The sequence below is a fragment of the Aquabacterium humicola genome, assembly GCF_030167915.1.
GTDB classification, from domain to species: Bacteria; Pseudomonadota; Gammaproteobacteria; order Burkholderiales; family Burkholderiaceae_C; genus Pseudaquabacterium; species Pseudaquabacterium humicola.
The window spans coordinates 572,199-586,356 of the sequence record NZ_JARGNB010000001.1; the positions used below are offsets into that span (position 1 = coordinate 572,199).

The 14,158-nt window shown below is 70.6% G+C and carries 14 protein-coding genes; 5 read left to right on the forward strand and 9 right to left on the reverse strand.

What is annotated here, in order from left to right; translation table 11 throughout:
- Window positions 1-28 precede the first annotated feature (28 nt).
- Both P1K89_RS02665 and P1K89_RS02670 read right to left on the reverse strand, forming a co-directional pair.
- Complete coding sequence (locus P1K89_RS02665) at window positions 29-1,111, reverse strand: porin (protein ID WP_284614811.1); 1,083 nt, start codon at window positions 1,109-1,111, stop codon at window positions 29-31.
- A 94-nt stretch (window positions 1,112-1,205) separates the two neighbouring features.
- The gene (locus tag P1K89_RS02670) at window positions 1,206-2,123 is read right to left on the reverse strand and encodes a LysR family transcriptional regulator (RefSeq protein WP_284614812.1); all 918 of its coding nucleotides are present in this window, start codon (window positions 2,121-2,123) and stop codon (window positions 1,206-1,208) included.
- On the opposite strand from P1K89_RS02670, the gene P1K89_RS33290 reads away from it, so the two are divergent.
- The 5 genes from P1K89_RS33290 to P1K89_RS02700 all read left to right on the forward strand — a co-directional run bounded on the left by P1K89_RS33290 (window position 2,116) and on the right by P1K89_RS02700 (window position 8,785).
- The gene (locus P1K89_RS33290) at window positions 2,116-4,284 is read left to right on the forward strand and encodes a 4-oxalomesaconate tautomerase (protein WP_350079940.1); all 2,169 of its coding nucleotides are present in this window, start codon (window positions 2,116-2,118) and stop codon (window positions 4,282-4,284) included. The genes P1K89_RS02670 and P1K89_RS33290 overlap by 8 nt on opposite strands.
- 27 nt (window positions 4,285-4,311) lie before the next feature.
- Window positions 4,312-5,172 carry an HTD2 family dehydratase gene (locus P1K89_RS02685; protein ID WP_284614813.1) on the forward strand — a complete coding sequence of 287 codons (861 nt, stop codon included), beginning with the start codon at window positions 4,312-4,314 and terminating at the stop codon, window positions 5,170-5,172.
- A gap of 12 nt (window positions 5,173-5,184) precedes the next feature.
- Window positions 5,185-6,366, forward strand: coding sequence for a CaiB/BaiF CoA transferase family protein (locus P1K89_RS02690; protein ID WP_284614814.1), 1,182 nt, complete (start codon window positions 5,185-5,187; stop codon window positions 6,364-6,366).
- Between the two features lie 75 nt (window positions 6,367-6,441).
- A complete protein-coding gene (gene pcaB, locus P1K89_RS02695) occupies window positions 6,442-7,788 on the forward strand; it encodes a 3-carboxy-cis,cis-muconate cycloisomerase (RefSeq protein ID WP_284614815.1) in 1,347 nt (448 codons plus the stop codon).
- A gap of 106 nt (window positions 7,789-7,894) precedes the next feature.
- Window positions 7,895-8,785 (forward strand): LysR family transcriptional regulator, encoded by an 891-nt coding sequence (locus tag P1K89_RS02700; RefSeq protein ID WP_284614816.1) that lies wholly within the window; start codon window positions 7,895-7,897, stop codon window positions 8,783-8,785.
- A 5-nt stretch (window positions 8,786-8,790) separates the two neighbouring features.
- On the opposite strand, the gene ccmI is transcribed toward P1K89_RS02700, so the two are convergent.
- The 7 genes from ccmI to ccmC are packed head-to-tail and all read right to left on the reverse strand — an operon-like array spanning window position 8,791 to window position 14,153.
- The gene (gene ccmI, locus P1K89_RS02705) at window positions 8,791-9,672 is read right to left on the reverse strand and encodes a c-type cytochrome biogenesis protein CcmI (RefSeq protein WP_284614817.1); all 882 of its coding nucleotides are present in this window, start codon (window positions 9,670-9,672) and stop codon (window positions 8,791-8,793) included.
- Window positions 9,672-10,196 carry a cytochrome c-type biogenesis protein gene (locus P1K89_RS02710; protein ID WP_284614818.1) on the reverse strand — a complete coding sequence of 175 codons (525 nt, stop codon included), beginning with the start codon at window positions 10,194-10,196 and terminating at the stop codon, window positions 9,672-9,674. The genes ccmI and P1K89_RS02710 overlap by 1 nt, the downstream gene beginning before the upstream one ends.
- Window positions 10,193-10,759, reverse strand: a complete 567-nt coding sequence (locus P1K89_RS02715; protein ID WP_284614819.1) for a DsbE family thiol:disulfide interchange protein — start codon at window positions 10,757-10,759, stop codon at window positions 10,193-10,195. Before P1K89_RS02715 ends, P1K89_RS02710 begins: the two co-directional genes overlap by 4 nt.
- A complete protein-coding gene (locus P1K89_RS02720; protein WP_284614820.1) occupies window positions 10,756-12,735 on the reverse strand; it encodes a heme lyase CcmF/NrfE family subunit in 1,980 nt (659 codons plus the stop codon). Before P1K89_RS02720 ends, P1K89_RS02715 begins: the two co-directional genes overlap by 4 nt.
- Window positions 12,732-13,184 carry a cytochrome c maturation protein CcmE gene (gene ccmE / locus P1K89_RS02725; protein WP_284614821.1) on the reverse strand — a complete coding sequence of 151 codons (453 nt, stop codon included), beginning with the start codon at window positions 13,182-13,184 and terminating at the stop codon, window positions 12,732-12,734. Before ccmE ends, P1K89_RS02720 begins: the two co-directional genes overlap by 4 nt.
- The gene (ccmD, locus tag P1K89_RS02730) at window positions 13,181-13,384 is read right to left on the reverse strand and encodes a heme exporter protein CcmD (protein WP_284614822.1); all 204 of its coding nucleotides are present in this window, start codon (window positions 13,382-13,384) and stop codon (window positions 13,181-13,183) included. The genes ccmE and ccmD overlap by 4 nt, the downstream gene beginning before the upstream one ends.
- Window positions 13,371-14,153, reverse strand: a complete 783-nt coding sequence (ccmC, locus tag P1K89_RS02735; protein ID WP_284614823.1) for a heme ABC transporter permease CcmC — start codon at window positions 14,151-14,153, stop codon at window positions 13,371-13,373. The genes ccmD and ccmC overlap by 14 nt, the downstream gene beginning before the upstream one ends.
- Window positions 14,154-14,158: the final 5 nt, after the last annotated feature.

Below are 14,158 nucleotides of genomic sequence, written 5' to 3' on the forward strand. Positions count from 1 at the left end.
AGCAGGGCGCCAGCCCGGCCGGCGCTGCCTAGAACCGATGCCGGATTCCCGTCTCGTAGCCCCGGGACGTGCCTCCTGCGGCCATGCCGGCCAGCCCGTCGCTGATGACGTAGCGTGCCGCGCCCTCGTTCTTCACCTGCGCCGCGGTGGCGTAGACGGCCGTGCGCTTCGACAGGTTGTAGAGATACCCCAGGCCGAGCTGGCGCGCGTCGTTGCGGTCGATGATCGTCTGTCCCACCCGACCCGACAGGTCGGCGCGAAGCCACGAGGCCTTCACCTCGTGCAGGCCCCAGGTCGCGACCGCGCCGAGCAGCAGCATCGCCTGTTTGGCCTCGGCAACCTCGAAGGCGCGCCAGGCGGCCATCAGTCGAACGTTGGCCACGTCGACATGGCCGCCGAGCGTCGAATCCCGGAAACTGCCTGAGGCGGTCAGGCTGTTCTCGCTGCGCGTCGTCGCGGCCGACACACTGAAGCGCTGGCCCGTGTAGCCGATGCGCAGGCCCCGCACGCTGGCGCGACCGCTGGCGGCGTCGCCCCCTTCGCGGGCGGCCACCAGCACGCCGCCCTCCAGTCCGCCGAGGCCGCCCGGCACCAGCCATTGACCCGCGTTGTCGCTGCGCACGGTGGTATTGGCGTTGGTCCCGAACGCCGCGCGCAGCGGACCGACGGGCGTCGCGGAAACCAGGTTGGCCGAACGAGCGACGCCGACGTAGCTGAACGGGTCGTACCGGCTCCAGGCGACGTACGAAGGCACGAAGTCGCGGCCGAGCCGCACTTCGCCGAGCCGCTGGTCGGCCAGGCTCAGCGTCGAGCGCCGATCCCAGAACTTGTCGGCCGCCGCCGGCGTTCCCAGGTCGGCCAGGATGCCGTGCTCGAGATGGAAGCCGGCGCTCAGGCCGCCACCCAGGTCCTCGCGCCCGCTGATGACCAGGCGGCTCGTCGAGTTCGAGCCGCTGACCAGCGACGTGAGCGATCCGACCCCCTGGTTGGACACGCGGCGCAGCGCGAGATCGACGATGCCGGACACCGTCACGGTGCTCTGGGCCATCGTGGACGTCGCGGACAACGCGCACAGGCAGGCCGCCATCGCGGCGATCGGATTCAGCGGCATCGATCAGTCTCCGGGTTGTGAGTGGCCCGGATGATCCGCAGTGGTGCACCTGCCGTGAATTGCAAAGACCGCAACGATTGATCTGCTCAGCGCATCAATCGCTTCGGCGCTGCGCGCGCCGCCCCTTCATCTCGGAGAACAGGTCGTAGAGCTGCTGCGCCGCGGGCGACAGCGAGCGGCCGCGCCGGCGGATCAGGCCCACCTTGCGGGTGATCACCGGGTCGACCAGCGGCACACTGACGAGCAGCGGATGGTCCGGTCCGGGCATCGCCATCGACGGCACCGCCGCGACGCCCAGCCCGGCTTCGACGAGGCCGAGCGTCGTCGTCACGTGCTGCGCCTCGTAGATCGCCTGCGGCCGCCCGGGCACGCCGGCCAGCGCCTGGTCGAGCAGCACGCGGTTGCCCGAGGCGCGGCCCACCGAGATGTAGTCGTGCGTACCCAGCTGCGCCCAGCTCACGCGGCGCAGCCGCGCGATCGGATGGTCGCGCCGGCAGGCGGCGACGAATCGCTCCTCGACCAGCGGCTTGAAGTCGAGCTCGCCTTCCTGCGCGCCGATGAAGTTGAGCCCGAAGTCCGCCTCGCCGCGCGCGACCGAGGCCAGCACCTCGTTCGCGCCGGCGTCGAGCACCTTGACGCGCACCTTCGGCGAACGCTCGTGATAACGCCGGATGACCTCGGAGAGGTAGTAGTACACCGTCGACGGCACGCAGGCCACCGTGACCTCGCCCATGCGCGTGGCGGCGACGCCGCGGATGCCCAGCAGCGTGGCGTCCAGCTCGTCGAGCAGTTCGCGCACCTTGCGTTCGAAGTCGCGGCCGACGGCCGTGAGCGTCACGCGCCGGGTCGTGCGCTCCAGCAGCTTCACGCCGAGCGCCTGCTCCAGCTTGTCGATGCGCCGGCTGAACGCCGGCTGGGACAGGTGCACCGATTCGGCCGCCTTGCGGAAGTTGCTCAGCTCGGCCACCGAGCGGAAGGCCAGCAGGTCGTTGAGGTCGAAGTTGATGGCCATCCTGCGCTCCGTTTCCAGGCGTTGCTCACTGATGCTCAGTCTGCATCAATTGATCCCGAAGATGCAATTCTCTTTTGCAATGCCGGCGTCCACCATTGCTGCCATGAACCGAGTCATTCCCTGCGTCCTGATGCGTGCCGGCACGTCGCGCGGCCCGTTCTTCCTGCGCGACTGGCTGCCCGCCGACGAGACGGCGCGCGACGAGGCGCTGATCGGGGCCATCGGCGCGTCGGACCTGCTGCAGGTCGACGGCGTCGGCGGCGGCAGCACGCTGACCAGCAAGGTGGCGATCGTCTCGAAGTCGGCGGAGCCGGGCTGCGACGTGGACTACCTGTTCGCCCAGGTCGGTGTCGGCCAGCGCTCGGTCGACACGCGGCCCAACTGCGGCAACATGCTTTCCGGCGTGGCACCGTTCGCGATCGAACAGGGCCTCGTGGGCGCGCAGGACGGCGAGACGACGGTGCGCGTCTTCAACGTCAATACGCGCTCGCGCATCGACGTCACCGTGCTGACGCCTGAAAGACGCGTCAGCTACGACGGCGAGACCGGCATCGACGGGGTCGCCGGCACCGCGGCGCCGATCCGCCTGAACTTCCTCGATGCCTGGGGTGCGGTGACTGGTTCGGTCTTCCCGACCGGCCAGCGCATCGACCTCATCGACGGCATCGAAGTCACCTGCATCGACGCGGCCATGCCGTTGGTGGTCATGCGGGCGCACGACCTCGGCCTGAGCGGACGCGAGTCTCCGGCCGAACTGGACGCGAACCTCGCGCTGCTGGCGCGCATCGAGGCGATCCGTGTCGCCGCGGGCCAGGCGATGGGCCTGGGCGACGTCTCCACCAGCGTCGTGCCGAAGCCGGTGATCGCCAGCGACGGCGACGACGAGAACAGCATCACGTCCCGGTACTTCACGCCGCGGCGCTGCCACGCATCGCACGCGGTCACCGGTGCCATCGGCGTCGCGACGGCCTTCGCGCTGCCGGGCACCGTCGTCAGCGGCGACGAGGGTCGGCCGGGTGCGCGTGTCATCTCGGTGTTGCATCCGCAGGGGCGCATCGACGTGGAAGTCGCCATCGACGGTGCCGGTGCCGACGCCCGCATCCAGCGCGCAGCGCTCGTGCGCACCGCCCGAAAGATCCTGCAGGGAGAGCTGCATCTCCCGCCCTACGTGTTCACGAAACCGATTGAAGGAGACCGTCCGATGAAACGCCTGATCGCGCCCGCCGTGGCCGCCGTTGTCGCCGCCACCTCGCCGATGGCGATGGCCTGGCCCGACAAGACCATCACCCTCGTCGTGCCCACCGCGGCCGGCGGCGGCAATGACGCGATGGCGCGCACCATCGCGCAGAAGCTCGGGCCGCTGCTCGGCCAGACCATCATCATCGACAACCGCGCCGGCGCGAATGGCGCGATCGCCAGCGAGTTCGTCGCGCGCGCCACGCCGGACGGCCACACGCTGATGTTCGGCTACATCGCCACGCACGCGATGAACCCGGCGCTGCAGAAGCTGCGCTACGACCCGGTGACCGACTTCGCGCCGATCGGCCTGGTCGGCTACTCGCCGACCCTGATGGTCGCCAACGGCACCGTGCCGGTGAAGGACGTCAAGGACCTCGTCGCGCAGCTGAAGGCCAAGCCGGACAAGTACACCTACGCCTCCGCCGGCAACGGAACCGCGCCGCACTACGCCGCAGAGCTCTTCAAGCTCTCGACCGGCACCGTGATGCTGGGCATTCCGTACAAGGGCGCCGCGCCCGGCATCAGCGACACGATCGGCGGCCAGACGCAGTTCATGTTCCCGAGCCTCTTCACCGCGCTGCCGCACGTCAAGGCCGGCAAGCTGCGAGCGCTGGCCGTCGCGGGCCCGAAGCGCTCGAGCCTGTTGCCCGACGTGCCGACCCTGAAGGAAGCCGGCGTCGACGGCGTGGACGTGCAGCAGTGGTACGGCTTCTTCGCGCCGGCCAAGACGCCGAAGCCGATCATCGACCAGCTCAACAAGGCGCTGAACCAGGTGCTGGCCGACAAGGAGATCATCAAGCGCATCGAGGACCACGGCGCCGACGTCGAGACCGGCACGCCCGAGCAACTCGGCGCGCTCGTCAAGAGCGAGCTGGTCAAGTGGAAGGGCGTCGTGCAACGCGCCAAGCTGACGGCCGACTGAGGCCGGTCACCCGCACGAGGAGCACCCATGGACTCGACACTGAACGACCTGAAGGCCTGGATCGGACGCAGCGAAACGGTCGGCGACCGCATCGGCGCGACGCCGGTGAAGGCCCTCGACGCGACGCTGGACCATCCGCCGCGGGCGGTGCAGGAAGGCACGCCTCTGCCGCCGCTGTGGCACTGGCTGTATGTCCTGCCGCTGCACCGGCAGAGCGAGATCGGCCCGGATGGCCACGCCAGGCGTGGCGGCTTCCTGCCGCCCGTGCCGCTGCCGCGGCGCATGTGGGCCGGCAGCCAGTTCGAGTTCCGCTCGCCGGTGCGCGTCGGCGACGCGGTGGAGCGCACCTCGACGATCGCCGACGTGACGATCAAGGAGGGCCGCACGGGCACGCTGGTGTTCGTCAAGGTGCGGCACGAATGGCGCTGCAACGGTGCGGCCGAACCCGCGATCGTCGAATTCCATGACATCGTCTACCGCGACGCGAAGCGCCCCGGCGATGTCGAGCCGCCGCCGCAGCCGGCTCCGACCGCGGCCGCGTGGCAGCGCGAGATCGTGCCCGACGACGTGCTGCTGTTCCGCTACTCGGCCTTGACCTTCAATGGCCACCGCATCCACTACGACCGCCAGTACGTGACCGAGGTGGAAGGTTATCCCGGCCTCATCGTGCACGGCCCGTTGATCGCGACGCTGTTGATGGATCTGGTGCGCCGCCAGGCGCCCGAGGCCGACGTCGCGAGCTTCCGCTTCAAGGCGGTGCGACCGACGTTCGACCTGCATCCCTTCCGCGTCAACGGACAGCTTCAAGCCGACGGCAAGACCATCCAGCTCTGGGCCCAGGACCATGAAGGCTGGCTGACGATGGACGCGGTCGCCACGCTGCGCTGAAGGAGCACTGCCATGCAACCCCTGAAGGGCCTCACGGTGGTCACGCTCGAGCACGCGATCGCCGCGCCGTTCGCGACCCGCCAGCTCGCCGACCTTGGCGCCCGCGTCATCAAGATCGAACGCCCCGGCGTCGGCGACTTCGCGCGCGGCTACGACAGCCGCGTGCGCGGCCTCGCCTCGCACTTCGTCTGGACCAACCGGTCGAAGGAGAGCCTCACGCTGGACGTCAAGCATCCCGAGGCCGCCAAGGTGCTCGAACGCCTGGTGCTGGAGAAGGCCGACGTGGTCGTGCAGAACCTCGCGCCGGGCGCGGCCGCGCGGCTGGGCCTGGGCTACGAGGTGCTCGCGGCGCGCAAGCCCTCGATCATCGTCTGCGACATCTCCGGCTACGGCGCCGACGGCCCGTACCGCGACAAGAAGGCCTACGACCTGCTGATCCAGAGCGAGGCGGGCTTCGTGTCGGTGACCGGCACCGCGGACGAACCGTGCAAGGCCGGACCGTCGATCGCCGACATCGCTGCCGGCATGTACGCCTATACGAACATCCTGGCCGCGCTGCTGCAGCGCGCCCAGACCGGACGCGGCCAGCACATCGACATCTCGATGCTGGAGTCGCTGGCCGAATGGACCAGCTACCCGCTGTACTACGCGTTCGACGGCGCGCCGCCGCCGCCGCGCACCGGGGCCGCTCACGCGACGATCTATCCCTACGGCCCATTCCCGACCGGCGCGGACGGCGGCAGCGTGATGCTGGGCCTGCAGAACGAGCGCGAGTGGGTCAACTTCTGCGACAAGGTGCTGCAACGGTCCGAGCTGGCGCGGGACCCTCGCTTCGCGGGCAATGCCCGGCGCGTCGCCGAGCGCATCGCGCTGCGCGAGATCATCGTGCAGGTCTTCTCGTCGCTGACGGCCCCCCAGGTCGTCGAGCGGCTGGAGGCGGCGCAGATCGCCAATGCGCGCGTCAACACGATGCACGAGGTGTGGGCGCATCCGCAGCTCGAGGCGCGTGGCCGCTGGCGCGAAGTCGGCTCGCCGGCCGGCATGCTGCCGGCCATGCTGCCCCCGGGCACCTGGAACGACGGTCCGCGCATGGACCCGGTTCCCGCGCTCGGCCAGCACACCGACACCATCCTCGCCGAGCTGGGCATCGATGCCGAGGACGTGCGCGCCCTGCGCGCCGCGGTGGCGATCTGATGTCGCCGCGCCCCCTTCTGTCCACGCCGGGCGACGCGCCCGGCGCCTGACCCCACCTGCCACCACGGAGCCTCCATGCCCGCCACCATCATCGATTCCGCCATCTTCCAGGGCATCTTCTCGAGCGACGAGATGCGCCGCGTCTGGTCCGACGAGAACCGCACGCAGAAATACCTCGACATCGAAGCGGCGCTCGCCAAGGTCCAGGGACGCCTGGGCCTGATCCCGCAGGAAGCGGCCGACGAGATCGTCAGCCACTGCAAGCTCGAGCAGATCGACATGGCCAAGCTGCGCCAGCAGACCGAGCGCATCGGCTACCCGATCCTCGGTGTCGTCTCGCAGCTCAATGCGCTGTGCCGCGACAAGCTGGGCGAGTACTGCCATTGGGGTGCGACGACGCAGGACATCACGGACACCGCGACGGTGCTGCAGATCCGCGAAGGACTGGACATCGTCGACCGGGAACTGACCGCGATCTCGGCCGCGATGGCGCGGCACGCCAGGGCGCATCGCGACACACCGATGATCGGCCGCAGCAACCTGCAGCAGGCGATTCCGGTGACCTTCGGCTACAAGATGGCCGGCCTGCTGTCCGCGATCGAGCGCCATCGCGAGCGGCTGGCCCAGCTGAGGGAACGTGTGCTCGTCGGCGAGTTCGCCGGGGCCGCGGGCACGCTCGCGTCGCTGCAGACGGGCGCGATGGAAACGCAGGCCGGCCTGTGCGCCGAGCTCGGCCTGAAGCAGCCGCTGATCGCCTGGCACACCATCCGCGACAACATCGCCGAGGTGGGCACGTTCCTCGGCCTGGTCGGCGGCACGCTGGGCAAGCTCAGCATGGACATCAAGCTGATGATGCAGACGGAAGTGGGCGAGGTCTACGAGCCGTTTGCGCACGGCCGCGGCTCGAGCAGCACCATGCCGCAGAAGCGCAACCCGATCTCCTCGTGCTACATCCACGCGGCGATCTCGGTGGTGCGCCAGCATGCCGCAGCCCTGATGGATGCGATGGTGGCCGATCACGAGCGTTCGACGGGGCCGTGGGAGATCGAATGGATCGTGCTGCCGGAGGCGTTCTGCCTGATGGCCGGCGCGCTGAAGCAGTCGCGCTTCGTGCTGGAAGGTCTCGAAGTGGATGCCGCGGCGATGCGCCGCAACATCGACCTGACGCACGGGCTCGTGATGAGCGAGGCGGTGATGATGGGGCTGGGGCCCTGGATCGGCCGCGAGTATGCGCACGACCTGGTCTACGACATCTGCCGCGAAGCCGTGAAGCAGCAGCGCCCGCTGCTGGACCTGCTGGCGGCTCATCCGGAGATCAACAAGCATCTCGACCGGGCCGCGCTGGCCAGGCTGTGCGACCCGAGCAACTACCTCGGGCAGTCCGGCGTCATGGTCGACCGGGTCCTCGCCGCCGTCGCTTGAGCCGCAGCGACCTGCCGAAGCCACCCTCATACCGGCCCGGGGCGGGCCGCCGCACGAGTACAGTCCGGTCGATTCCTGCCTCCGATCGATCCACGCGACTTCGGCAATGGACCTGCGCGACCTGCGCTACTTCGAGACGATCGCCGAACTGCAGCACCTCGGCCGCGCGTCGGCCCGGCTGCACCGGTCGCAGCCCGCGCTCACCAGCAGCATCCGGCGGCTCGAGGCGGACTGCGGGGCCGCGCTCTTCGAGAAGGCCGGCCGCGGCATCCGGCTCACGGAAGCCGGCAAGACCTTGCTGCGGTGGGCGCAGCGCGTGCGCTTCGATGTCGAGGACGCGCGGCGCGAGCTGTCGGCGATCGGCAGCGGGCTGACCGGACACGTGCGCCTGGGCATCGTGCCCACGGCGGCGCAGTTCGTGTTGCCGTCGGTGGCGCGGCAGCTGTTGCAGGAAGCGCCCGGGGTGACCTTGCATACCGTGGTCGGCCTCATCGACACCCTCAAGCCGCAGCTGCGCGCGGGCGAGCTGGACATGATGGTCGGCACCGCCAGCGCCCCCGAACCGGGCTACGAGTCCCGGCTGGTCGCCGAGGACATGATCGTCGTGGCCGCGAGCGAGCGCCATGACGTCTTCAGCAAGCCGGTCACGCTGAAGGACCTGACGGCGTTCCCGTGGGCCCTGCAGCCACCCGGGCTGCCGACGCGCGACTGGCTGGACCACACGTTCGATCGCAAGGCCCTGCCGCGCCCGCGCGTGCAGGTGGAGTCGACGAGCCTGCTGATGCTGCCCGCGCTGATCGTCGAGACCGGCCTGCTGAGCTTCGTTTCCCGGCACCACCTGCAGGGTCAGGCGCGCATCCACGGCCTCAAGGAAGTGCCCGTCAAGGGCGCCACGATGCGCAGGCGACTCGTCGTCACCTACCGCGAGCGCAGCTTCATCTCGCCGGTCGCCGCGCGCCTGATCGAGCTGCTGTCGCGGTCCGCGTCGGCAGCCTGATCCGGTCAGCGCCGGTTGGCCGCGATCTCGGCCAGCCGGGCCTCGAGCCAGCGCGCGTCGTCGGAGTCCGGCGGCACCAGCGTCAGCAGGCGCTTCCAGTGCACGGTGGCCACCGCGAAGTCGCGGCGCTTGTACGCCGCCGTCGCGGCGAGCGACAGTGCCATGGGGTGATCGGGATCGAGCTTCAACGCGGCTTCCACGCGCTTGAGCGGCTCGCCCTCGATGCTGCCGTTGGCCAGCGTGGCCAGCGCGTCGGCCGACTGGGCCAGCAGCGAAGGGTCGCGCTGCAGCGCGTCGCCGGTGCGCTCGTAGGCCGCGGCGGCCTCGGCCATGCGCCCCAGCGCGTGGTACGAGCGCGCCAGCATCGCCCAGCCGGCGGCATCGCCGGGGTTCTTCTCGAGCTTGGCCGCCAGGCTGGCGACCATGCGCTCGACGTCCGGGGGCATGCCGGACGGCGCCGCGCCGTCGCCATGCGGGGAGGGCGCGCCGGCGGTTGCCGCCGACGGGTGCAGCAGCGCGATCGGCGCGCCCAGCTGCGCATAGAGGCCAGTCGCGACCAGCGGCAGCATCAGCGCGACGACCAGCGCGCTGCGCGGCAGTGGCGCGGCCGGCGCGGGCGCGCCAGGCGCAGGCGATGCGGACTCGGCCGCCGCGGTGTCGTCGAGCAGCCGGCGCTGCAGCTCCTCGCGCGCTTCCCGGCCGTCCTGCTCGGACAAGGTGCCGGCCGCGAGGTCGCGTTCGAGCTCGGCCAGCTGGTGGCGGTAGACCGCCGCATTGAGCGCGCCGGCGGACGTGGCGTTGCGGGCCGTGCTGCGACGCCATGGTCGCAGCAGCAGCAGCAGCGTCACGGTGATCAGCGCCACGGCGGCGAACAGGAACGCGCCCATCACGGCTCTCCTTGCAGAAGCTGGGCGGCACGCGCCCGCTCGTCGTCGGTCAGCGGCCGGGCGGCGCCGTCGCCGCCCGCGGGTGCGCGTCGTGCGCGCAGGTGCAGCGCCAGTGCGCCGGCGCCGATCGCCAGCAGCAGCGCCGGTCCGCCCCACAGCAGCCAGGTGCTCGGCCGCAACGGCGGCCGATAACGCACGAAGTCCCCGTAGCGGGTGACCAGAAAGTCCAGCACCTCGCGATCGCTCTTGCCGGCCTTGATCAGCGTGCGGATCTCGCGGCGCAGGTCCTGGGCCAGCTCGGCCCGCGAACCGGCGAGCGACTCGTTCTGGCAGACCAGGCAGCGCAGCTCGTCGGCGATGCCGATCAGGCGCTGCTCGACCGCTTCGTCGTCGGCCAGCGGCTGCGCGTCGCGGGCGTGGGCCGGCGCCAGGCCGGCCAGCGCGAATACCAGCGCCAGCACCAGCAGCGGCGGCCAGCGCTTCATCAGCGCGATCGGCGAGGCTTCTTGTCGCTGACGGCTCATGGCTTGGACTCCCGCATGAGCTTGCCCACCATGGGCAGGATCTTCTCCTGCATCACCGCCTCGGTCAGCGGGCCGATGTGCTTGTGGCGGATGGTGCCCTGTGCGTCGATCAGGTAGGTCTCGGGCACGCCGTAGACGCCGTAGTCCATGCCGACGCGGCCGTCGCGGTCGACGGCGGACAGCCGGTAGGGGTCGCCGTGCTGCGCCAGCCAGCGCTGCGCGTCGGCCGGCGCGTCCTTGTAGTCCAGGCCGATCAGCGGCACGTCGCCGCGCCGGGCAGCCGCCATCAGCACCGGATGCTCCTCGCGGCAGGAAGCGCACCACGAGGCCCAGACGTTGAGCAGCCAGACCTGGCCGCGCATCGAAGCCGGGGTGAACACGGCCGGGCCGGCCGGGCCGGCGTTCGCCTGCAGCGTCTGCAGCTGCGGCAACTCGAACAGCGGCGCCTGGCGGCCGACCAGCGGCGACGGGATCTCGTGCGGATCGCGCGACAACCCGCGCGCGAGGAACGCGGCCAGCACCAGGAACAGCGCCAGCGGGATCAGCAAGGTCGAGCGCTTCATGCGGCGGCTCCTTGCGCGGGCACGCCGCGGCCGGTGGTCGTGGCCTCTGTCGTGGACGTGGCCGCTCGTTTCAGGCGGTAGCGGCGGTCCGACGCCGCCAGCGCGCCGCCGAGCGCCATCAGCACGCAGCCACCCCAGATCCAGCCGACGAAGGGCTTGACGTAGGCGCGCACGCTCCAGGCGCCGTTGTCCAGCGGCTCGCCGAGCGAGACGTAGACGTCGCGCGTCAGACCCGAGTCGATCGCGCTCTCGGTCATCGGCATCTGCGACGATTGGTAGGCGCGTTTCTCGGGATGCATCGTGCGCAGCAGGCGGCCGTCCTGCAGCAGCCGCAGCTCGCCGCGCTGTGCGGTGTAGTTCGGTCCGGACACGGGGGACACGCCGACCATCTGCAAGCTGTAGGCGCCGATCGCCAGCGTGTCGCCGGGCGCCATGCGCACGTCTTTCTCGACCTCGTAGCCCTTGACCAGCGTGATGCCGATGACCACGGCCGCGAGCCCGAGGTGCGCGACGTGCATGCCCCAGAAGGCGGGCGGCGGATTGCCGGACTTCAGGCGGGCCTTCAACTGCATCGCGGTGGACGCGATGATCCACAGCGCCAGCAGCATGCCTAGCGCAACGATCGGCGAGAAGCGGCCCATCGCCACCGGAATGCCGGCTGCGCCGGCCAGCGCGAAGAGCGCCGCGCCGCGCAGCGAACGCGCCATCGATCGGGGGTCGAGCTGCTTCCAGCGCGCCAGCGGGCCCAGCGCGACCAGCGCCAGCAGCGGCACGAAGACCGGCAGCAGCACGGTGTTGAAGTAGGGCGGCCCGACGGAGATCTTGCCCAGATCGAGCGCATCGAGGACCAGCGGGTACAGCGTGCCCAGCAGCACCGAGCCCGCGGCCACCAGCAGCAGCAGGTTGTTGACCAGCAGCAGCGATTCGCGCGACAGCCAGGCGAAGCGTCCGCCGCCGCCGACGCGGGGGGCGCGCACCGCGAAGAGTGCCAGCGAGCCGCCGACCACCACCACCAGGAAGCCGAGGATGAAGAGGCCGCGCTTCGGATCGGTGGCGAAGGCATGCACCGAGCTCAGCACGCCGGAGCGGACCAGGAAGGTGCCCAGCAGCGACAGCGAGAACGCCGCGATCGCCAGCAGCACGGTCCAGTGGCGGAAGGCGCCGCGCTTCTCGGTCACCGCCAGCGAGTGGATCAGCGCGGTGCCGACCAGCCACGGCATCAGCGAGGCGTTCTCCACCGGGTCCCAGAACCACCAGCCGCCCCAGCCGAGCTCGTAGTAGGCCCACCACGAGCCGAGCGCGATGCCCAGCGTCAGGTTCAGCCACGCCACCGTCGTCCACGGTCGCGACCAGCGCGCCCACGCGGCATCGAGCCGGCCCGCCAGCAGCGCGGCCACCGCGAAGCCGAAGGCCACCGAGAAGCCGACGTAGCCCATGTAGAGCATCGGCGGGTGGAAGACGAGGCCGGGGTCCTGCAGCAGCGGATTGAGGTCGCGGCCGTCGGCCGGCGCCGGCAGCAGGCGCGCGAACGGGTTCGAGGTCAGCAGCAGGAAGGCGCCGAAGCCCGCGGCCACCAGCCCCAGCACGCCGATCACACGCGCGACCATCGCATCGGGCAGTTGGCGCGACAGCAGGCTCAGCGCCAGCGTCCAGCCGTTGAGCATCAGCAGCCACAGCAGCAGCGACCCTTCATGGCCGCCCCAGACGGCGGCGGCGCGGTACGGGGTCGGCAGCTGGGAATTGGAGTGCTGCGCGACGTAGGCCACCGAGAAGTCGTTGGCGATGAACGCGTGCATCAGGCAGCCGAAGGCGAACACCACCAGCGCGGCCTGCGTCTGTGCCGCCGGCCTGGCCAGCGCGATCCAGCCGCCCCCGCGGTGGTCGCCGCGCTGCGCGCCGATCAGCGGCAAGGTGCCCTGCACCAGCGCGACGCAGAACGCCAGGATCAGTGCGAGGTGGCCCAGCTCGGCGATCACTTCGTCGTCTCCGTCATGGCTTTCCCCTTGTGCGCCTGGTCGAGCGCATGCTGCGCTTCGGGCGGCATGTAGTTCTCGTCGTGTTTGGCCAGCACCTCGGTGGCGGCGAAGTGGCCAGTCGGCCCGTTCACGAGGCGGCCCTGCACGACGGCCCCTTTGCCCTCGCGGAACAGGTCCGGCAGGATGCCGGTGTAGTGCACCGGGATGTCGTGCGCGGTGTCGGTGACGACGAAGCGCACCGTCATCTGCTCGCGCACGATGCTGCCGGACTTGACGAGGCCCCCGATGCGGAACACGCGGTTGCGCGGCGCTTCGCCGGCGCCGACCTGCGTGGGCGTGTAGAAGAACGCGACGTTGCTGTTCAGCGCGTTCAGCACCAGGGCCGATGCGCCGCTCACCGCGACGAGGCCGCCGGTGATCAGCAGGATGCGCAGGGTCCGCGGTTTCATCGAGGGTTCTCCTGTCCGCGCGACGCGCGGCGTGCCGACAGCCGGCGCTGCATGCGCACGTCGTTCAGCGCGGCGCGATGCCGCCGAGCGACCAGCCAGGGCTCGAGGGCCATCGCCGCGGCGCAGGCGCCCACGCTGCCCCAGACGTAGAGGGCGTAACCGCCCATCGCGAAGAACTCGCCGACGCTAGTCCACTGCATGCTTCACCCAGTCGGTATGCCGTTCGCGCTCGAGGATGATGGCGCGCACCCGGGCCAGCGCGACGGCCACCGAGTACATCCAGAAGGCCAGCGCCACCAGCAGCATCGCCAGCAGCATGGTCTGCGCCATCGACGGCGACTTCGTCAGCGACACCGACGCCCCCTGGTGCAGCGTGCTCCACCACTTCACCGAGAAGTAGATGATCGGGATGTTGACGACGCCGACGATCGCGAGGATGGCGCCGGCCTTGTCGGCACGCCGCGGCTCGTCGATCGCCGCCTGCAGCGCGAGGAAGCCGAGGTACAGGAACAGCAGCAGCAGCTCCGAGGTCAGCCGCGCGTCCCACACCCACCAGGTGCCCCACATCGGCTTGCCCCACAGGCTGCCGGTGATCAGCGACAGCGCGGCGAAGAGCGCGCCGGTGGGCGCCAGCGCCGAGGCCATCATCGACGCCAGCCGGATGTTGAAGGCCAGCCCCACCGCGGCCCAGAACGCCATCACCAGGTAGACGAACATCGACAGCCAGCTCGCCGGCACGTGCACGAAGATGATGCGGTAGCCCTCGCCCTGCTGCGCATCGGTGGGGGCGACGAAGAAGCCGATCCACAGCCCCGCGATGGCCAGCAGCGCGGCGGCGGCGGCGAACCATGGCGCCAGGCGGCCGGCCAGCGGGTAGAAGCTCGCCGGCGACGAGAAGTGGTTCAGGCGCCAGCGCCGCGGCCGCGGCGCGGCATCGGCGCGGGGGGCAGGGTACGTCGTATCGGCCATCTCCG